The organism is Neobacillus sp. NPDC058068 (assembly GCF_042885335.1).
Taxonomy (GTDB): domain Bacteria; phylum Bacillota; class Bacilli; order Bacillales; family Cytobacillaceae; genus Neobacillus.
Window position 1 is genome coordinate 125,255 of the sequence record NZ_JBHVSI010000013.1, and the last position, 19,829, is coordinate 145,083.

General features: G+C 41.3%; 24 protein-coding genes. 21 read left to right on the forward strand and 3 right to left on the reverse strand.

From position 1 onward, the window contains the following. Window positions 1-35: 35 nt before the first annotated feature. Entirely contained in the window at window positions 36-938 is a 903-nt protein-coding gene (locus ACFVSW_RS16550) for a hydroxymethylglutaryl-CoA lyase (RefSeq protein ID WP_387317818.1), read from the reverse strand. 148 nt (window positions 939-1,086) lie between these two features. Between ACFVSW_RS16550 and ACFVSW_RS16555 the strand changes: the two genes are divergently transcribed. From ACFVSW_RS16555 to ACFVSW_RS16570, 4 genes are all read left to right on the forward strand, one after another. Then, on the forward strand, window positions 1,087-2,274 hold the full coding sequence (locus ACFVSW_RS16555; protein ID WP_387317758.1) for an acetyl-CoA C-acetyltransferase: 1,188 nt from the start codon (window positions 1,087-1,089) through the stop codon (window positions 2,272-2,274). Window positions 2,275-2,303: 29 nt separating this feature from the next. Next, complete coding sequence (locus ACFVSW_RS16560; RefSeq protein ID WP_387317759.1) at window positions 2,304-2,993, forward strand: CoA transferase subunit A; 690 nt, start codon at window positions 2,304-2,306, stop codon at window positions 2,991-2,993. A gap of 24 nt (window positions 2,994-3,017) precedes the next feature. Further along, window positions 3,018-3,686: a 3-oxoacid CoA-transferase subunit B gene (locus tag ACFVSW_RS16565; protein ID WP_387317760.1), complete on the forward strand. Its 669-nt coding sequence runs from the start codon at window positions 3,018-3,020 to the stop codon at window positions 3,684-3,686. 103 nt (window positions 3,687-3,789) lie between these two features. Beyond that, complete coding sequence (locus tag ACFVSW_RS16570) at window positions 3,790-4,044, forward strand: YqkE family protein (protein ID WP_387317761.1); 255 nt, start codon at window positions 3,790-3,792, stop codon at window positions 4,042-4,044. A gap of 25 nt (window positions 4,045-4,069) precedes the next feature. On the opposite strand, the gene ACFVSW_RS16575 is transcribed toward ACFVSW_RS16570, so the two are convergent. Both ACFVSW_RS16575 and mciZ read right to left on the reverse strand, forming a co-directional pair. Next, window positions 4,070-4,981 carry an aldo/keto reductase gene (locus tag ACFVSW_RS16575; protein WP_387317762.1) on the reverse strand — a complete coding sequence of 304 codons (912 nt, stop codon included), beginning with the start codon at window positions 4,979-4,981 and terminating at the stop codon, window positions 4,070-4,072. Window positions 4,982-5,169: 188 nt separating this feature from the next. Next, window positions 5,170-5,301: a Z-ring formation inhibitor MciZ gene (mciZ, locus tag ACFVSW_RS16580; protein ID WP_387317763.1), complete on the reverse strand. Its 132-nt coding sequence runs from the start codon at window positions 5,299-5,301 to the stop codon at window positions 5,170-5,172. Window positions 5,302-5,373: 72 nt separating this feature from the next. On the opposite strand from mciZ, the gene ACFVSW_RS16585 reads away from it, so the two are divergent. The 17 genes from ACFVSW_RS16585 (at window position 5,374) to ACFVSW_RS16665 (ending at window position 19,815) form a co-directional block, all read left to right on the forward strand. Next, entirely contained in the window at window positions 5,374-5,928 is a 555-nt protein-coding gene (locus ACFVSW_RS16585) for an NUDIX hydrolase (protein WP_387317764.1), read from the forward strand. Next, window positions 5,925-7,088: an endonuclease Q family protein gene (locus ACFVSW_RS16590; protein ID WP_387317765.1), complete on the forward strand. Its 1,164-nt coding sequence runs from the start codon at window positions 5,925-5,927 to the stop codon at window positions 7,086-7,088. The genes ACFVSW_RS16585 and ACFVSW_RS16590 overlap by 4 nt, the downstream gene beginning before the upstream one ends. A gap of 130 nt (window positions 7,089-7,218) precedes the next feature. Next, window positions 7,219-7,866 (forward strand): stage II sporulation protein M, encoded by a 648-nt coding sequence (gene spoIIM, locus ACFVSW_RS16595; RefSeq protein WP_387317766.1) that lies wholly within the window; start codon window positions 7,219-7,221, stop codon window positions 7,864-7,866. 108 nt (window positions 7,867-7,974) lie between these two features. Next, the gene (fur, locus tag ACFVSW_RS16600) at window positions 7,975-8,439 is read left to right on the forward strand and encodes a ferric iron uptake transcriptional regulator (protein ID WP_387317767.1); all 465 of its coding nucleotides are present in this window, start codon (window positions 7,975-7,977) and stop codon (window positions 8,437-8,439) included. A gap of 123 nt (window positions 8,440-8,562) precedes the next feature. Beyond that, window positions 8,563-8,790, forward strand: coding sequence for a YqzK family protein (locus ACFVSW_RS16605; RefSeq protein WP_387317768.1), 228 nt, complete (start codon window positions 8,563-8,565; stop codon window positions 8,788-8,790). 5 nt (window positions 8,791-8,795) lie between these two features. Beyond that, the gene (xerD, locus tag ACFVSW_RS16610; RefSeq protein WP_387317769.1) at window positions 8,796-9,689 is read left to right on the forward strand and encodes a site-specific tyrosine recombinase XerD; all 894 of its coding nucleotides are present in this window, start codon (window positions 8,796-8,798) and stop codon (window positions 9,687-9,689) included. Between the two features lie 286 nt (window positions 9,690-9,975). Continuing rightward, the gene (deoB, locus tag ACFVSW_RS16615; protein ID WP_387317770.1) at window positions 9,976-11,166 is read left to right on the forward strand and encodes a phosphopentomutase; all 1,191 of its coding nucleotides are present in this window, start codon (window positions 9,976-9,978) and stop codon (window positions 11,164-11,166) included. Between the two features lie 2 nt (window positions 11,167-11,168). Then, window positions 11,169-11,990, forward strand: a complete 822-nt coding sequence (locus tag ACFVSW_RS16620; RefSeq protein WP_387317771.1) for a purine-nucleoside phosphorylase — start codon at window positions 11,169-11,171, stop codon at window positions 11,988-11,990. Window positions 11,991-12,023: 33 nt separating this feature from the next. Beyond that, complete coding sequence (locus ACFVSW_RS16625) at window positions 12,024-13,328, forward strand: pyrimidine-nucleoside phosphorylase (RefSeq protein WP_387317772.1); 1,305 nt, start codon at window positions 12,024-12,026, stop codon at window positions 13,326-13,328. A gap of 352 nt (window positions 13,329-13,680) precedes the next feature. Further along, window positions 13,681-14,856: a D-alanyl-D-alanine carboxypeptidase family protein gene (locus tag ACFVSW_RS16630; RefSeq protein ID WP_387317773.1), complete on the forward strand. Its 1,176-nt coding sequence runs from the start codon at window positions 13,681-13,683 to the stop codon at window positions 14,854-14,856. 135 nt (window positions 14,857-14,991) lie between these two features. Then, window positions 14,992-15,342 (forward strand): anti-sigma F factor antagonist, encoded by a 351-nt coding sequence (spoIIAA, locus tag ACFVSW_RS16635; RefSeq protein WP_387317774.1) that lies wholly within the window; start codon window positions 14,992-14,994, stop codon window positions 15,340-15,342. After that, window positions 15,343-15,783, forward strand: coding sequence for an anti-sigma F factor (gene spoIIAB, locus ACFVSW_RS16640; RefSeq protein ID WP_387317775.1), 441 nt, complete (start codon window positions 15,343-15,345; stop codon window positions 15,781-15,783). 12 nt (window positions 15,784-15,795) lie between these two features. Then, complete coding sequence (gene sigF / locus ACFVSW_RS16645; protein ID WP_387317776.1) at window positions 15,796-16,554, forward strand: RNA polymerase sporulation sigma factor SigF; 759 nt, start codon at window positions 15,796-15,798, stop codon at window positions 16,552-16,554. 92 nt (window positions 16,555-16,646) lie between these two features. Then, complete coding sequence (locus tag ACFVSW_RS16650; protein ID WP_387317777.1) at window positions 16,647-17,270, forward strand: stage V sporulation protein AA; 624 nt, start codon at window positions 16,647-16,649, stop codon at window positions 17,268-17,270. Then, window positions 17,257-17,682 carry a stage V sporulation protein AB gene (locus ACFVSW_RS16655; protein ID WP_387317778.1) on the forward strand — a complete coding sequence of 142 codons (426 nt, stop codon included), beginning with the start codon at window positions 17,257-17,259 and terminating at the stop codon, window positions 17,680-17,682. The genes ACFVSW_RS16650 and ACFVSW_RS16655 overlap by 14 nt, the downstream gene beginning before the upstream one ends. 89 nt (window positions 17,683-17,771) lie before the next feature. After that, window positions 17,772-18,383 carry a stage V sporulation protein SpoVABEA gene (spoVAEA, locus tag ACFVSW_RS16660; RefSeq protein WP_387317779.1) on the forward strand — a complete coding sequence of 204 codons (612 nt, stop codon included), beginning with the start codon at window positions 17,772-17,774 and terminating at the stop codon, window positions 18,381-18,383. Continuing rightward, window positions 18,334-19,815 carry a spore germination protein gene (locus tag ACFVSW_RS16665; RefSeq protein ID WP_387317780.1) on the forward strand — a complete coding sequence of 494 codons (1,482 nt, stop codon included), beginning with the start codon at window positions 18,334-18,336 and terminating at the stop codon, window positions 19,813-19,815. The genes spoVAEA and ACFVSW_RS16665 overlap by 50 nt, the downstream gene beginning before the upstream one ends. Window positions 19,816-19,829: the final 14 nt, after the last annotated feature.

Consider the following 19,829-nt stretch of genomic DNA (forward strand, 5'->3'; position numbering starts at 1 on the left):
TTACTAGAAGAGTGATTATTCAAGAAAAAATAAATCTAAACCGTTTGAGCATGAAGCCGATAATAGCCGGTTTCAATTTGTCTTGAAAGATGAGGGCGAACGATTTCGACGGCATCCATCAACTTATTAAGGTTAACGCCAGTATCGATTCCCATCCGTTCAAGCATGTAAACTACATCCTCGGTCGCAGCATTTCCGCTGGCCCCTGGTGCGAATGGACAGCCGCCAAGCCCGCCGGCAGACGTATCAAACCGGTCGACTCCCGCCTGCAGAGAAGCCAAAATATTCGCGAGGGCAAGCTTACGGGTATCATGAAAATGGGCGGTTAAAAGAGTTTCTGGGAATTCCGCTTTTAATTTGGAAAATAAGGAATATGATTCATTCGGCGCCGCCATCCCAATCGTATCGGCAACACTTAATTCATCAACACCCGCTTCGACAAATTCGCGGCAAAGCTTTAAGGTATCACTCTCATTGATTTCCCCCTCGTAAGGGCAATAAAACGCTGTCGAAATACAGGCGCGGACAAAATAATTCTTTTCTTTCAGTTCATGGATAATTGGCTTAAGTTCTTCCATACTGACCTGCGTTGTTTTGTTGATATTTTTCAAATTAAAGCTGTTGCTGACGCCTACAAATACGGCAACAGCCCGGCAATCAGTAGAAAAGACCCGGTCAATCCCTTTCCGGTTTGGAGCTAAGACAATGTCTCGTGAATTTTCATCAAGGCAATCTGCCACAATTTCCGCAGCATCCCCCATTTGCGGCACCCATTTCGGTGAAACGAATGAAGTCAGCTCCATTTCTTGAAGTCCGGCATTTCTCAAACCAGCGATAAATTGTTTTTTTATCTCAGTGGGTACGAATAACTTCTCATTTTGCAGCCCGTCACGCGGGCCAACCTCGATAATCGTTACTTTTTTAGGTAAAGTAAACATCATTTTCCCCCTCCAATGTTCATACTTTCATTGTAGTGGTATTAATTTTAAAAAATCAAGAATTATAGAAATTTTGACAAAATAAGAGGATTTTCTGTGTTTTTACTAGAAGTAGTAGTGGTAATAACCGTTGAAGGGGAGAAACGTAATGAGTCAAACAGAAGTAGTTATAGTCAGTGCCGTTCGAACTGCACTTGGAAATTTTAACGGCAGTTTAAAAAATGTATCTGCACCTGAACTAGGCGGGACAGTGATTAAAGGGGCATTGGAACAGGCAGGAGTAAAGCCGGATCAGGTTGATGAAGTGATTATGGGGAATGTTCTTCAAGCAGGGCTGGGCCAGAACCCGGCAAGGCAGGCCGCAATTAAAGCGGGGATTCCTGAAAGCGTTTCCTCGATGACGATTAATAAAGTTTGCGGTTCGGGATTAAAGGCTGTGCACCTTGCCACACAGGCGATTTTGGCAGGAGATGCCGAAATTGTCGTGGCTGGCGGGATGGAAAATATGAGCCAGGCACCGTATCTGTTAAAAAATGCCCGTGATGGCTTTAAAATGGGCGATCAAAAATTAGTCGACACGCTAACTTCAGATGGCCTCACTTGTGTTTTTAATGATTGTCACATGGGCATTACCGCTGAAAACCTAGCAGATAAATATTCAATTACGAGAGAAGAGCAGGACGAATTTTCAGCATGGAGTCAGGATAAGGCCGTCAAAGCAATCGAGGAAGGCAAATTTAATGATGAGATTGTTCCGGTTGTGATTCCACAGCGCAGAGGAGAGCCAATCGTTTTTGAAACCGATGAATATCCGAAAAAAGGAACAACGGCGGAAAAATTGGCCGGATTGCGTCCAGCTTTTAAAAAGGATGGCAGTGTGACGGCAGGTAATGCCTCTGGAATCAACGATGGGGCAGCTGCTCTAGTAATAATGAGTAAGAAAAAGGCGGATGAACTAGGGCTAAAGCCGTTAGTAACCATAAAGGCAAATGCAAGCGCAGGTGTAGATCCAAGTATCATGGGCATCGGACCGGTGCCGGCGGTGAGAAAGGCACTTGAAAAGGCATCCCTTTCAATCGAGGATTTACAATTAATCGAGGCGAACGAAGCTTTTGCGGCACAGTCGCTGGCTGTTGACCGTGAGCTCCATTTTAATAAAGAAATATTAAACGTGAATGGCGGTGCGATTGCACTCGGTCATCCAATCGGAGCAAGCGGCGCGAGAATTCTTGTCACGTTAATTCATGAAATGAACCGAAGAAAAGCGAACGTTGGCCTGGCAACACTTTGTATTGGCGGGGGCCAAGGGGTAGCAACGATTGTTGAACTAGCGTAATACCTTTAATTTGAGGGGGAGAAAGCAAAATGAAGAAAATTTGTACATCCTTCCAGGATGCGGTTGCTGATATTCAGGATGGGGCTACATTAATGGTTGGCGGTTTCGGGTTGTGCGGGATACCTGAAAATCTAATCCTAGCCTTAGCGGAAAAAGGCGTGAAGGATTTAACGGTTATTTCCAATAACTGCGGGATTGATGAATGGGGTCTTGGGCTTCTATTAAACAATAAACAAATCAAAAAAATGATTGGCTCCTATGTGGGTGAAAATAAAGAGTTTGAGAGACAGGTGTTAACGGGGGAACTCGAAGTAGAATTGACGCCGCAAGGAACTTTAGCTGAAAAAATCAGGGCAGGCGGCGCTGGGATACCGGCATTTTATACACCGGCTGGGGTAGGAACGCCGATTGCTGAAGGGAAAGAAACGAAGGTTTTTAACGGACGGGAATACCTTTTGGAAGAAGCCTTAACGGCCGACTTTAGTTTGGTAAGGGCATGGAAAGGCGACAAAATGGGAAATCTCGTTTATCACAAAACAGCACGGAACTTCAATCCGATGATTGCGTCAGCCGGAAAAGTGACGATTGCCGAAGTGGAAACACTTTATGAAGCGGGCGAACTGGATGCGAATTTTATTCACACGCCAAGTATTTATGTTCATACAATTATCGAAGGAAAACAGGAAAAACGAATTGAGAGATTAACAGTAAAAAAATAGAGTGGGGGAAAGGAGAAAAATTTAATGGCAAATGATAAGGCCACAGTCAGAGAAAGAATTGCAATTAGAGCAGAGAAAGAGATAGAAAATGGCTTTTATGTAAACCTAGGCATCGGGATGCCAACCCTCGTTGCCAATTATATAACTGAAAATAAGCAGGTGGTCCTGCAATCAGAAAATGGACTTCTCGGTATTGGTCCGTATCCTGATAAGGATGAGGTTGATCCCGATTTGATTAATGCCGGGAAAGAGACAGTGACCGCAATAAGCGGGGCGGCTTATTTTGACAGTGCTGAATCGTTTGCGATGATTCGCGGCGGACATGTCAATCTAGCGATTCTCGGCGGCATGGAAGTATCCGAAAGCGGCGACCTGGCAAACTGGATGATCCCGGGTAAGATGATTAAAGGAATGGGCGGTGCAATGGATCTTGTCCATGGAGCCCAGAAAATTATTGTTATAATGGAGCATGTAAATAAAAAAGGCGAATCAAAAATCTTAAAACAATGCACCCTGCCATTGACGGGAAAAGGGGTAGTCAACCGGATAATCACGGAGCGTGCAGTCATGGATGTTACTGACTCTGGATTAAGGCTTGTGGAAGTTGCAAGCGGCTATACAGTAGAAGATGTTGTTAACTCGACAGAAGCAGCATTGGAAGTGGACGAAAAGGTTATATTAAAAGCTTTTTAATAGTAAAGGCAGGCTGCATGAGACAGTCTGCCTTTTTAATATTAGGAATGATTAAGTGAAATGGTATAATAGAATCGAGATTTTGATTATGGAGGCGTTTAGAATGAAAAAACAAAAGAGACAACAAAATCAATCTAAACCAAAAAAAGAAGAATCGGCGGTAACGCTTAAAGATTTAATTGATCCAAACTTAATGAAGCAATTAAAAGAGCAGCAAGACCAGCTTAAGGCTGAGGAAGAAAGTAGAAAAGAAGCGGAAGAGCAGCGAAAACGTGAAGAACGCAGATTAAAAGAAAAAAACAAATCGTTTGAAGAACTTTTAAACGAGAGTGGGATGAACTGGAAGGAATTTAAATAGAAAAGGAGAGCTGCTGCACTCCTTTTTAACGATGCTCTTTATAAATACTTGCCTTCGTTAACTCTTTAATCACAGCAACCTCTTCATCTGATAGCGGCTGGCTTCGAACCGCCACTAAATTATTCCTAATTTGTTCCGGACTGCTGGCGCCGGCTACAACAGAGGCCACCACAGGATTGGCCAAATTATATTGAAGGGCCACTTCCGTAAAGGAACGGGTTCCTGCAACTCTTTCTTTTAACATCGGTAAAACGGTGTGCAGCTCCTCATAATTGTAATCTAGGTAGCCCTTTTCAGAAGCCTTTTCTAACAGCTTATCACTTAATAGCCCCTTGGCAAGCGGTCCGCGCGTGACAACACTAATACCATGTTCCTGAAGCATCGGCAGCGCTGCTTCTTCTGGACGGCGGTCTAAAATACTATATTGCATCATCACAGACACAATGCTAGATTTCTCCACAAACTCCCTTATGACATTCGGTCGAATCGATGAAATCCCATAATAGTGAATATATCCTTCCGCTTTCAATTCTTCAAATGCTTCAATTGTTTCATCTATTGGATCATCGAGCGTACCGCCATGTAATTGATAAAGATCAATATAATCGGTACCAAGCCGTTTTAGACTATTTTTCACTGCTTCCTTTATATATGCCTTGGAAGGATCCCATGACCAGCCGGCCCGATCCTCGTGCCAGCGATTCCCGGCCTTCGTTGCAATAATAACCTGCTCCCGGACATCCTTTAATGCCTGGCCAACAATTTTTTCATTTTCACCAAAATCATATAAATCGGCTGTATCAAAATAATTGATGCCTTCCTCGAGAGCAGCTTCGATTATTCGCCGGGCAGTTTTTTCCTCCGTGCCAATGGACATACAACCCAGGCCTAATTCCGATACATGCAAATCTGAATTTCCCAACCTTCTCTTCTTCAAAAAATCACCCCGTCCTTTTTTTGTCCAGCTCCAGCGCCTAGCCCCTCGAGGTCACAAGCCAATCCGTCCAAAAGGTTAAAGAACAACCTTTCGGCCGGCTCGTCTTGTGCTATGCCTGAGGCTGACAAGGCGCTTCCGCTTTTCTTATAATTTTATTAAAGAACAGGGCAGACTACAAATGACAGGTCTTATTTTTCCGTTAGATTTTGAACCCAATCGGAGACGAAAACATAATCCTTGTTATATTCCTTAAGCTTTTGCAGGATCTCCCAGCCTTTTCCAACAAGGATAATTCCTTTCTCGTGCACATACACCTTCATCCGATACCCCTCCAAATAAAGTATGGTAAAATGTATGACAAGATCTAAATGGAAAGAACAGGAGAGATCATTATGACCAAACTTGAGGAAAAAACGCTCCGGAGTGAAGAAATATTTTCAGGAAAAATAATCAGTCTTCATTTACAAGATGTTGAACTGCCTAATGGTAAACAGGGGAAACGTGAAATAATTAAACATCCGGGGGCTGTCGCTATTTTGGCTGTTACAGCTGACAACAAAGTTTTAATGGTTGAACAATACCGGAAAGCGCTGGAAAGAACAATTGTGGAAATACCTGCAGGAAAGCTGGAAAAAGGGGAAGAGCCTGCTCTTTGTGCCCGCAGAGAATTAGAGGAAGAGACCGGCTACGAGTGTGAAAGTCTTGAATTACTTACTTCCTTTTATACTTCACCGGGATTTGCCGATGAAATCGTCCATGTCTATTTAGCAACAGGGCTTACAAAGAAAGAAAATGCTGCCGCTCTTGACGAAGATGAGTTTGTTAATCTTGAGGAATTAACACTTGAAGAGGCGGAGCAATATGTAAAGGAACAAAAGATTTACGATGCGAAAACCATTTTTGCCGTTCAATACTTACAATTACAAGAGGCGTTGAAAAACAAATGAATCGCTACTATGTAGATTTACATATTCACATTGGCAGAACCTGGACAGGCAAGCCGGTCAAAATCACTGGGGCCAAGTCATTGACGTTTACGAATATCATTGAACATGCCCGCCATGAAAAAGGGCTTAATATGGTGGGGATTATCGATAGCCATTCACCAGAAGTCATTCTTGAAATGGAAAGCCTGATTGAAAGCGGAGAAATCGTCGAACATCCGGACGGCGGTCTAGTATTTGGTGATTTAACGGTCATCCCCGGTTCAGAACTAGAGATATATGATGAAGGGTGCAACGGTCCGATTCACCTACTGATGTTTTTTCCGAATCTTACCGTTATGAGGGAATTTTCTTCCTGGCTTTCAGGTCATTTGAAAAATATTCAATTAAGTTCACAAAGGATTTATGTGACAGGTCTCATTTTACAAAAAAAAGTTAAAGATCTTGGCGGCATCTTCATTCCTGCTCATGTCTTCACACCATTTAAAAGTTTATATGGCAAAGGGGTCAATCGGTCGCTGACAGAAGTGTTGGACCCGGATTTAATCGATGGGATTGAACTTGGATTAAGCTCAAATACCGAAATGGCAGACCAGATTAAAGAGTTACACGATTATTCATTTGTAACCAATTCGGACGCCCATTCGCTTGCAAAAATAGCCCGTGAATATCAAGTTATTGCGATGCAGGAACCAACATTCCTTGAATTGCAAAAAGCATTAAAGGGTGAAGATGGACGAGAAATTATTGCCAACTATGGACTTGATCCATACCTTGGCAAATATCACAAAACCGTTTGTGCGGAATGTCTAAATCCTGCAACTAATGACGATCAAATATGTACTCTCTGCGGTAATAAAAAAATTATTAAGGGCGTAGCCGATCGAATTCTTGAACTGAAGACGGCGGAGTCAAGTCCAGAGGGGCGCCCTCCCTATGTTCACCAAGTGCCGCTCGAGTTTATCCCGGGCTTGGGGCCGAAATTGCTGGAGAAACTGGTCAATCATTTTGGCAGTGAGATGGCGATTCTTCACGAAGTGCCGTTTGCAGCATTAAAAGAAGTTGTTCCCGATAAAATTGCCGACCTTATCATGAAAGCGAGAGAAGGTAAAGTCAATCTCGCAGCAGGCGGCGGCGGGAAATATGGAAAAATCGCGGATTAACATAAAAATTTTTAACCGACAACCTAAGGCTGTCGGTTTTTTTATATGAACTCTATCAAAATATGGTCATAGAATAACTAGACTGGCATAGAATGTAATAACTGATTTGGAATAATAGGAGGATACGCAGATGAAAAAACGCCTGTACCAGTCCAATGCCGCTAGTTATTTCCGTGAGCATTCCTCAATTTTTTTGTTTATTGTCGTTTTATTTTTAATGGGAGTCATCTTTGGGGCTATTGTAGTAAATAGCATGAGCATTACCCAAAAGGAAGATTTATTCTACTATTTATCGCAATTCTTTGGCCAAGTTTCTGATGGGAAAGTAGCAGAAGACAATGATTTGTTTTTACAAAGCTTTCTCCATAATAGTAAATTTATAGGCCTTATCTGGGTGCTGGGAATCTCCATAATCGGGCTTCCTGTTATTCTCATTCTCCTCTTTATTAAAGGAATGGTAGTCGGGTTTACGGTGGGCTTTCTAGTTAGCCAAATGGGTTGGAATGGCTTTATGCTAGCCTTTGTCTCCATCCTGCCGCAAAATTTAATTATCATTCCCGTGTTTATTCTAATGGCAGCATTCTCAGTCATCTTCTCAATGAGAATGATTAAACAGCAATTTATGAAAAAATATGCACAGCCAATCCTGCCGTTCTTCAAAGGATATATTCTCGCCTTGATTGTAGCAGTAGTGTTTATTTCTGCAGCATCCGGGATTGAAGCTTATCTCTCACCATGGTTAATGAAAACAATCATTAGCACAGCTAGTTTAAAGTGATTATTAAGTAATATAAAATATAAACTCTTGTTTGTAATAATTTTATTTTGAATCTCTTTTCTCATCTGTTATAATGAGAATTAACAGTGGCGAGGGAGGGACTTCAGGATGGAAACTAGAATTGAAAGAATTAAAAAACAGCTGCATTCAGCAAGCTATAAGCTAACACCTCAGCGTGAAGCAACCGTTCGAGTGTTGCTAGAAAATGAAGAGGATCATTTAAGTGCGGAAGATGTGTACCTCCTTGTAAAAGAAAAATCGCCAGAAATTGGTTTAGCAACTGTTTATCGGACGCTGGAATTACTAACAGAATTAAAAATTGTCGATAAAATTAATTTTGGTGATGGGGTTTCCCGTTACGATCTTCGCCAGGAAGGCGCCGCCCACTTCCATCATCATCTTGTTTGCATTGAATGTGGTGCCGTTGATGAAATTCAAGAAGATTTACTTGAAGACGTGGAAGAAGTAGTTGAACGAAGATGGAATTTTAAAATAAAAGATCATCGCCTCACCTTTCATGGGATTTGTTACCGTTGTCAGGATAAAGAAAATGAGGAAGAAACAACCGAATAAAGAATACCAAGTCCTTTTGCTGAAAAGGGCTTTTATTTTCCCTATTTTCCTTTTGAACAGGTATAAAACTTGTACATTTTGGCATACCTTTAAGTAGATAAACGAAAATGTGGGGGAAGAATGATGATTTCTGTTGTCAAAACTGCACTGCAAACCTTAAAGGTTTTTATTATATTCACTGGATGCACGATTCTCTTTTATTATGGTATCATGTGGGTATCTGAAGAATACCAAAATTATCATCGCTATGATGAACCAGAAGGATCTGCAGTAAAGGTTTCTAATACAGTAAATGAAAATAGTTCCTCCTTGTTGGATCGGCTGATGTTGTTTTATTTAAATGGGGAGTAAATGTGATGAATGATCAATTAAAGAATTTTTTGCAATACCTACTAGCTGAAAGAGGTTTAGCTAACAATACAATTACGTCCTATGAGCGGGATTTAAAAAACTATCTTCATTATTTAAAAAATAGGGAGTCCATCCTGAATGTAAATGATGTGCAGCGTGTACATATTGTTCATTTTTTAGGCTTTTTAAAAGAACAGGGAAAATCATCAAAAACAATTGCAAGGCATGTCGCCTCTGTTCGGGCGTTTCATCAATTTTTATTACGGGATAAAGCAGCAGAGCAAGACCCGTCCGTCCTTATCGAACCGCCAAGACTTGAAAGGTCGATTCCGAAAGTATTGAGTTTACAGGAAGTAGAAACGCTTTTGGATGCACCAAAGCAAAATGACCATTACGGCATGAGGGATAAGGCGATGCTTGAGCTCCTTTATGCGACAGGAATGCGGGTTAGTGAATTAATTGGTCTTGATACAGAACATGTCCATCTTACCATGGGTTTTGTCCGTTGTATCAGCAATGGAAACAAAGAGCGCATCATTCCATTGGGGCAAACTGCATCCGATGCCATCAAGCAATTTCTCGAAAGTGGAAGGCCGCATTTTGTTGTGAAAAAGCATCACGATAACGCTTTGTTTTTAAACCACCAGGGAAGGCGGCTGACCCGGCAAGGATTTTGGAAAATCTTAAAAAAGGTAACAAAAGAAGCCGGAATAGAAAAAGAGCTTACACCCCATACCCTTCGGCATTCCTTTGCCACACATTTATTGGAAAATGGCGCTGATCTAAGAGCAGTTCAAGAAATGTTAGGACACGCAGATATCTCAACAACGCAAATATATACCAATGTGACAAAAACTAGGTTAAAGGATGTCTATAGTAAATTTCATCCGCGAGCTTAAGAGGATGCTAGTTTTTGGGGGTATTCATAGAAATGTTAAAAAGCTGCCGAAAATTTTGGCGGCTTTTTTCTTGTAATTTCGCAGAGATTTAGTAAAATAGAGATGTCAGACTTCTGACAAATGAATTCACTTTTTTTGGTTAATCTTATTTCAACAGGGTAACATATGATTGCGCATTGTTTTTTTTAATGTAAAAAGGTTTGTACTTTGAGAATTTTCCTGCTCTGTAAATCGGCATGGCAGTCTTATTTGCAAACGTTTTCTATTAACAAAGGAGGAAGAATTGATGGCTGCAAGTACATATAAACGTATTTTTATCATCGTAATGGATTCAGTCGGTATTGGGGAGGCACCTGATGCCGAAAAGTTTGGCGACAAGGGTGCGGATACCTATGGACATATTGCTGAAAGAATGAACGGACTTAACATGCCAAATATGGGCAAGTTAGGCTTAAGCAATATCCGTGAAATCAAGGGAATTGAAAAAGCAGCAAAGCCATTAGCTTTTTATACAAAAATGATGGAGGCTTCGAACGGGAAAGATACGATGACTGGTCATTGGGAAATTATGGGGTTGAATATCCAAACACCGTTCCGTGTGTTTCCTGAAGGGTTTCCGGAAGAACTTCTTTCTGAATTAGAAAAGCGTACCGGTAGAAAAATTATTGGCAATAAACCTGCAAGTGGAACAGAAATCCTTGTTGAGCTTGGAGAAGAGCATATGAAAACGGGTGCGTTGATTGTCTATACATCTGCAGATTCCGTTCTTCAAATTGCTGCCCATGAAGAGATTGTCCCACTGGAAGAACTTTATAATATTTGTAAAATTGCTCGTGAATTAACACTTGATGAAAAATATATGGTAGGCCGAATCATTGCCCGGCCATTCTTAGGAGAACCAGGGAACTTTAAACGGACACCAAACCGTCACGATTATGCTTTAAAACCGTTTGACCGAACGGTAATGAGTGAATTAAAAGATTCAGGATTCGATGTCATTGCCATTGGAAAAATTTCGGATATTTATGATGGCGAAGGTGTCACTAAGTCTTTACGAACGGTTTCTAATATGGATGGAATGGATAAGCTTGTTGAGACCTTTGATATGGATTTCACAGGTATCAGTTTTGTTAACCTTGTTGACTTTGATGCGTTATATGGTCATCGTCGTGACCCGGAAGGATACGGAAAAGCACTGGAAGAATATGATGCCCGTCTGCCTGAAGTGTTCGCCAAAATGAAAGAAGACGATCTGTTAATGATTACAGCAGACCACGGAAATGATCCAGTTGCGCCTGGCACGGACCATACACGTGAATATGTTCCATTGCTTGTTTACTCAAAGAGTATGGCGGAAGGGAAAGAGCTTCCTTTACGAGAAACCTTTGCCGACCTTGGGGCAACCGTCGCAGAAAACTTTAATGTGAAAATGCCGAATTACGGTAAAAGCTTTTTAAAAGAACTAAAGGGGGAGTAACAATGAACACAGAGAAAATCCAAAACGCTGCTGGTTTTTTAAAAGAAAAATACGCCAATACGCCAAAAATTGGCCTGATTTTAGGATCTGGTCTTGGCGTTTTAGCGGATGAAATTGAGAATCCTGTTAAAATACCATACAACGAGATACCAGATTTCCCAATATCAACTGTTGAAGGTCATGCCGGACAACTCGTCTTTGGCGTACTAAATGGGGTAGAGGTTGTTGCCATGCAAGGTCGTTTTCATTTCTATGAAGGATATAGTATGGATAAAGTGACTTTTCCAGTTCGTGTCATGAAAGAGCTTGGCGTTGGCATGCTGATTGTTACCAATGCGGCAGGCGGCGTAAATGAAAGCTTCGAACCTGGTGATTTAATGCTTATTTCCGACCATATTAATAATATGGGAACGAATCCGTTAATTGGTCCGAATGATTCTCGTCACGGTGTCCGCTTTCCTGATATGTCAGAGGCGTATACCAAAGATTTACGGGCAGCTGCGAAAGAGATTGCAGCCCGCTTAAACATTAATGTTAAAGAAGGCGTCTATTTTGGGAATCCCGGACCTGTATATGAAACACCGGCAGAAATCCGGATGATTCGCGGAATGGGCGGTGATGCCGTGGGAATGTCCACGGTGCCAGAGGTTATCGTTGCCCGCCACAGCGGAATGAAGGTTCTTGGAATTTCATGTATTTCCAATATGGCGGCCGGAATTCTCGATCAGCCGTTAACACATGACGAAGTAATTGAAACGACTGAAAAAGTAAAAGAAGATTTCCTTTCATACGTAAAAGAAATTGTAAAGCATATCGCAAAATAAATTGACTAATAATATAACGAAGTGGTGATAAAGATGAGAATGGTTGACTTAATTGAGAAAAAACGCGACGGGCACGAACTATCAACAGAAGAGATTAATTTTATTATTACTGGTTATACAGATGGCACAATTCCAGATTATCAAGTTAGCGCCTTAACAATGGCCATCTTTTTTAAAGGGATGACCGAAAAAGAAAGAGCCGATTTAACGATGGCAATGGTTGAATCCGGTGACCAAATTGATTTAACGCAAATTGAAGGCATCAAAGTCGACAAGCATTCAACAGGCGGAGTTGGCGACACAACAACCCTTGTGCTTGGACCGCTTGTTGCTGCATTAGATGTCCCAGTTGCCAAGATGTCCGGGCGCGGCTTAGGACATACTGGAGGAACAATTGATAAATTAGAAGCGGTAAAAGGCTTCCATGTTGAAATTGAAAATGATGAATTTATTGATCTTGTAAATAAAAATAAGATTGCAGTCATTGGACAAAGCGGGAACTTAACCCCTGCCGATAAAAAGCTCTATTCACTAAGGGATGTAACGGCAACTGTCGATAGCATTCCGCTGATTGCTAGCTCCATAATGAGTAAAAAGATTGCCGCAGGTGCTGATGCGATTGTTCTAGATGTTAAAACAGGCGCAGGAGCATTCATGAAGACACTGGATGATTCCAGAGAATTGGCCAAGGCAATGGTGCGGATTGGGAATAACGTCGGCCGAAGAACAATGGCGGTTATTTCTGACATGAGCCAGCCGCTTGGTTATGCGATTGGAAATGCGCTTGAAGTGAAGGAAGCGATTGATACCTTAAAAGGGGAAGGTCCTGAGGATTTAACAGAGCTTTGTTTAACGCTTGGCAGCCATATGGTTTACCTGGCTGAAAAGGCTGGTTCCCTTGCAGAAGCACGTACTATGCTTGAAAATGTGATAAAAGATGGGTCCGCACTTGAAAAATTAAAAGTATTTTTGAGCTCTCAAGGCGGGGATGCTTCGATTGTTGACGATCCTGCAAAAATGCCGCAAGCAAAATTTATTATTGAGCTTGAGGCAAAAGAAGACGGCTATGTATCAGAAATCGTTGCAGATGAAGTAGGCACTGCTGCGATGATCCTTGGAGCAGGAAGAGCAACGAAGGAATCGGTGATTGATTTAGCTGTCGGCCTTGTCTTAAGAAAGAAAATTGGCGACCAAGTCAAAAAAGGCGAATCATTAGTAACCATTTACAGCAATTTTGAAAACGTGGATGAAGTAAAACAAAAGCTATACGAAAATATCAAGATATCCACATCAAAAGTAGAAGCACCAATCCTAGTTCACGAAGAAATAACCGAATAACAAATTATTGTTTAAGGTGTCATTTAGGGTGTCAGGCACCATGTGAAAAATTCACATGGTGCCTGACACCCTTTTTTTCTTGGCTGTGTTAAAGCACATTGTTGATTTTGAGCACAATGTTGATTGGAGTGGAAGGAGCGAGACTCCTGCGGGAGCAGCGGGACAGGTGAGACCCCGCAGGCGCGGAATTCGCCGAGGAGGCTCACCGCCCGCCCCGCGGAAAGCGAAGCTCCTGGAACGGAAATCAACATTCACTTTTAACACAGCCTTTTTCTAAAAAAAGAGGAAATAATTGTATAAGAATGTTTGTTTTGGAAAAAATGGAGGCTATAAAGAATGGAGGGTTATGCGAATGAAACGATTTGTCTCTTTATTAATGACATTTATATTATTTACAAGTTTATCGGGGCCATCGGCTTTTGCTGCTGAAGAAAAGACCACTGCTGATATTGTCAGCAATGTGAAATCTGCGATTTTAATCGAGCGTGACACCGGAAAAGTCCTCTACGAGAAAAATAGTCAGGAAGAACTGCCACCGGCGAGTATGACGAAGGTTATGACCATGCTTTTGATCATGGAAGCGATTGATAAAGGAAAGCTTACTTGGGATGAAAAAATCCGTACAAGTGAATATGCAGCCTCGATGGGAGGTTCACAAATTTTCCTTGAACCTGGTGAAGAAATGACGACAAAGGAAATGTTGCGAGGAATAGCTATCGGCTCAGGCAATGATGCGTCAGTTGCCATGGCCGAGAGACTTGCAGGGTCTGAAGAAGCCTTTGTTGACAAGATGAATGATAAAGCAAAAGAACTTGGTCTCAAGCATACGTTCTTTAAAAATACAACCGGACTTCCAGTAGGCGGACATTTTAGCTCTGCAGCTGATATGGCTGTGATGGCAAAAGAATTACTGAAATATGAGGAAATTACAAAATTTACAGGTATGTATGAGTCCTACCTCCGAGAAAATACTGATAAAAAATTCTGGCTAGTGAATACAAATAAATTAGTGCGTTTTTACCCAGGGGTGGACGGGTTAAAAACCGGGTTTACCGCGGAAGCAAAATACTGCTTAACAGCAACGGCCCAAAAAGATGGCATGCGTGTAATTGCGGTTGTTTTTGGCTCGCCGACTTCAAAGGAAAGAAATGCGCAAGTAACGAAAATGCTTAATTATGCCTTTAGTCAATATCAGACACATCCAATGTTTAAGCGAAATCAAACCATTGGTCAAGCAAAAGTAAGTAAAGGGAAGGAAAAGTCTGTCGAGGCCGTAACAAGTGAACCACTTTCATTACTGACCAAAAAAGGTGAAAAGACAAAAGATGTTGAACAAAAAATTGAACTGCAAAAAAATCTAAAAGCCCCAATTTCAAAAGGGGATAAAGTCGGAACGATTAAGTTAATGAAGGAAGGCAAGGTTATTCTCGAAAGTCCTTTAGTCGCGAAAAAGGAAGTGAAGGAAGCAGGCTGGTGGAACCTTTATAAACGTTCATTTGGCATGTTTACAAAGGCTGGGGGGAAATAACCCTTTCGGACTGTCGAAACTGAGAAAATGTCCACTTCTTTTAGCGAATTACGACTAGTTTTGTACTTATAGAAGGAAATAGTCGTACTGGAGGCGAATTGACTCACTATACCAGATTAAGGAGGACTATGGATAGTGAGTCTTAACATTGAATTGGAAACCAAAAATGACGTTTTACTTATCCGCTTAAGTGGTGAATTAGACCATCATACAGCAGATGCCCTTCGTGAAAAAGTGGCAGCAATTATTGAAAAAAAGGAAATCCGTCATATTGTCTTGAATCTGGAACAGCTTTCTTTTATGGATAGTTCTGGCTTAGGAGTTATTTTAGGAAGATACAAACAAATCAAACAGGTGCACGGTGAAATGGTCGTTTGTGCAATTTCCCCTGCAATACAAAGATTATTCGATATGTCCGGTTTATTTAAGATTATCAAAATGGAACCGACTGAGGAATTTGCATTGCAAAGATTGGGGGTCGCCTGAATGAAGAATGAAATGAATCTCGAATTCAGTGCTCTAAGTCAAAATGAATCATTTGCCCGTGTAACCGTTGCAGCCTTTATTGCCCAGCTTGATCCGACTATGGATGAGCTAACTGAAATAAAGACGGTGGTTTCCGAAGCCGTGACGAATGCGATCATTCATGGATATGAGAATGATCCTAGTGGAACTGTCTATATCCAAGTTTCGATCGAAGACAGTTTGATTAATATGACAATAAGAGACAGTGGAAAAGGTATTGTCGATGTGGAAGAAGCTCGTCAGCCATTATTTACAACGAAACCGGATTTAGAACGATCCGGTATGGGTTTTACCATCATGGAGAATTTCATGGATGAAGTAGAGGTTCTCACACAGCCAGGTCGAGGAACCGAGGTTAAATTACGGAAGCATTTAAATTCCAGCAAAATGCTTTGCAATTAAGGAGACTTGCCGATGGATGTGGAGGTCAAGAACGAAAAAAGTCAACCGTTTCTAAAGGATCATGAGGTTAAAGAACTTATTAAAAAAAGTCAAGATGGGGACCAAGAGGCAAGAGATTTAATTGTTGAAAAAAATATGCGTCTTGTCTGGTCCGTTGTCCAGCGCTTTCTTAACAGGGGATATGATCCCGATGATTTGTTCCAAATTGGCTGTATCGGGTTGTTAAAATCAGTCGATAAATTTGATCTTTCCTACGATGTAAAGTTCTCTACTTATGCGGTACCGATGATCATTGGGGAAATCCAGCGTTTTATCCGTGATGATGGAACCGTAAAGGTCAGCCGCTCACTGAAAGAGATGGGTAACAAAATCCGGAAAGCGAAGGATGAGTTATCAAAGACATTCGGCAGAACTCCAACTGTTAACGAAATCTCAGAGTATTTGGAGCTCTCGCCGGAGGATGTGATCCTTGCACAGGAAGCAAGCAGAACACCTTCATCCATTCATGAAACGGTTTATGAAAATGATGGTGATCCAATTACGTTATTAGACCAAATTGATGATGGCAATGAGGGAAAATGGTTTGATAAAATTGCATTAAAAGAAGCGATTCGGGAATTGGATGAACGAGAGAGACTAATCGTTTATTTAAGATATTATAAGGACCAAACCCAGTCTGAGGTTGCTCAAAGGCTCGGGATTTCTCAGGTACAGGTGTCAAGGCTTGAAAAAAAGATTTTACAGCAAATGAAGGACCGTATGGATCTCTAATCCATACGGTTTTTTCAATTATTTTACATGAAAAATAGGCTTATTATCCATACTACTTATACGAAGGAATAATTGTGTGGGAAGTGAATGTTTTGGAAAAAACAATTTACATTCGCATGCGGAATCGTGTCCAATCTAAGCCGGATGAAAAAGTATTGCTAAAGGATGTTGCCCAAATTATTGCCCCGGAAGCCGAGCTCCCAAATTTACAATCTATGATGGTCCATCAGTTAACCGAAACGGATCGGAATATTGTCATTATTGATGTCATGAAGGTTATTAATTTGATTACAACTAGGTTTGGAGAACTGGAAATTCAAACGATTGGACCTGCACAAACCATCATCGAAGTAACCTATAAGAAAAAAGGAGTTTCCATTCCTTTTTTTCTGTTAATATGGTTTCTGTTATTTTTTGGTTCAGCGATGGCGATTATGAATTTTCATGATGATGTTAGTATGAGAAGTGTACAGGAAAAAATATATACCATTATCACGGGGAAGAAAGAGGCAAAACCATTTCTTTTTCAAATCCCCTATTCTCTTGGTTTAGGTCTTGGAATGATTCTGTTTTTTAATCATGTATTCAAAAAAAGGTTAAACGAGGAGCCGAGCCCGCTAGAAGTAGAAATGTTTAATTATCAGATGGATTTAGATAATTACGTCATTATCCATGAAAATAAAGAAAGTATGAAAAAGACGAATGACAACGATTAAAATTCTTGCCGTTAGCTTTTTTGGATTTGCTAGTGGATTGGCCGTAGGCTCCGGGTTTGTTGCTTTTCTAACCGTACTTGGAATTATTCCTCGGCTGACGCAGCTGACCAAAACAATGAAAATGATTCAACAGTATGAATGGGCAGTGGTCTTCGGTGCACTTATAGGGGTATTCGCCAGTCTAAGAGATCCAGTTTTACATATCTCACCCCTTTTATTAATCCCTTTAGGAATCACTGGCGGGGTTTTTGTTGGGATGCTGGCAGCCGCTCTTACAGAAGTATTAAATGTTTTGCCCATCCTTGCCAAAAGGATTCGGCTGGAAGGCAAGATTGTTATCCTCATTATGGCAATTGTTTTAGGGAAAATATTTGGCTCGATTTTTCAATGGCTCTATTTTGTTCATCATTAAGACTTTGAAATTGGCTAGCTTCAGAGCCAGGCGACTTGTGGACGTCGCTGATCAGTCGCTAACGCTTTTCAAAGAAAGGACATCAAAGGATGAGTATTCGGAGGCGTGTCATTTTAGTTACTGACGGTGATGAATATGCCAAAAAGGCGATTGAACATGTGGCGCATGAGATTGGCGGACGCTGTATTTCAAGTTCCCAAGGAAATCCGTCCAAATTAACGGGTCCGGAACTTGTCCATTTAATTAAAAAAGCTCCGCACGATCCCGTATTGGTGATGTTTGACGATAGCGGGATTGTCGGTGAGGGTGCTGGTGAAAACGCATTGAAATATGTAGCTTTACATGATGAAATCGAAGTCTTGGGCGTCATAGCAGTTGCTGCAAGATCAAGGCACGAGGAATGGACAAGGATTGATGTAAGTATCGACCGGGACGGGGAGTTAACGCCAAATGGAGTAGATAAATTTGGTATACCAGAACTTGAACCCGGAAGAATAAATGGAGATACCGTTTATTGTCTTGATGAATTAGATGTCCCGCTAATCGTAGGAATTGGTGATATCGGAAAAATGGCAAGGCGTGATTCCTACAAGGTAGGCTCACCAATCACGAAAAAAGCGGTCCAGCTAATACTTGAAAGGAGTGGTTTTTATGACACAAATACAGGACCAAAAATGGCCAATCCCCGAATCAGTCAATGAAATTGAGCACTATATGAAACAACGTGCAGGGCTTGGCGTCAGTTTTGATATTGGGGTCAGGAAATTAAAGATTCTAAAAAAGGATGTACACATTTACTATGTTAATGGTTTATGTGATACCCTTTATATTGTTCACCTGATTGAAGAATTAGTAGAAATCAATGATCATGAAAAACTGTCAACAGATTTATTTAAGGTGATTGAAAATCGGCTTGTGAATCAATCTGTTGAACAAACGAAAATGCTTGATACAGTGGTTGATCAGGTCTTGTCTGGATTAATCGCCGTCGTAATAGAAGGGGAAAGTACTGCTTTTATCATTGACGTAAGAAGCTATCCAGGACGAGCTCCTCAAGAGCCGGATACAGAAAAGGTGGTCAGAGGAGCCCGTGATGGCTTTGTCGAAAATATTATCTTGAATACGGGCTTAACAAGAAGGAGAATTCGTGATGGCCGGCTCCGCTTTGAAATGATAAAGGTGGGGAAACGTTCGAAAACGGATGTTGCACTCGGTTATTTAGCAGATGTTGCAGATGCAGATTTACTCAATATTCTTCGAAAAGAATTAAAAGCCATCGATGTTGATGGAATCCCGATGGGCGATAAAACGCTTGAAGAGTTTATCGTGAAACAGGGATGGAATCCATTTCCGATTGTAAGATATACGGAGCGGGCGGATGTAGCTTGCGCACATATACTAGAAGGCCATGTTATTATCTATTGTGACACTTCTCCAAGTGTGATCATCACGCCGACAACATTCTTTCATCATGTCCAGCATGCTGAAGAATTTCGGGAATCACCTGCTGCCGGTACTTTTGTACGCTGGACTCGTTTTTTAGGTGTGTTAACGTCAATATTTCTGCTTCCGTTATGGATGTTGTTTGTGTTAGAGCCTAGTATGTTACCGGAAAAGCTCTCCTTTATTGGGCCAAATGAGCAAACAAATATACCGGTTGTCGTTCAACTAATATTAGCTGATTTTGGGATAGAATTCTTACGGATGGCTGCTATTCACACTCCAACACCATTATCAACGGCAATGGGTTTAATTGCGGCGGTATTGATTGGGCAAATTGCGATTGATGTTGGTTTATTTGTTCCTGAGGTTATCCTCTATGTTGCAGTAGCCGGTATTGGTACATTTACCACACCAAGCTATGAGTTAGGTGTGGCAAATAAGATCTCGAGAATGCTGCTTTTGATTGTGACAGCAGCATTTCATCTGCCAGGCTTTGTCATTGGCGGCACATTGCTATTTCTATTTCTTGTTCACATGCGGGCCCTTAATACACCCTATTTTTGGCCATTTCTTCCATTTGAGCCAAAGGGATTCTTACAAATCGTCTTCCGCAGGGCAATCCCCGGGTCTTACTTAAGACCGAGTATTGTTCATCCAAGGAACCGCTTCCGACAGCAACCTAAAGGATAAAAACTTAAGAAATA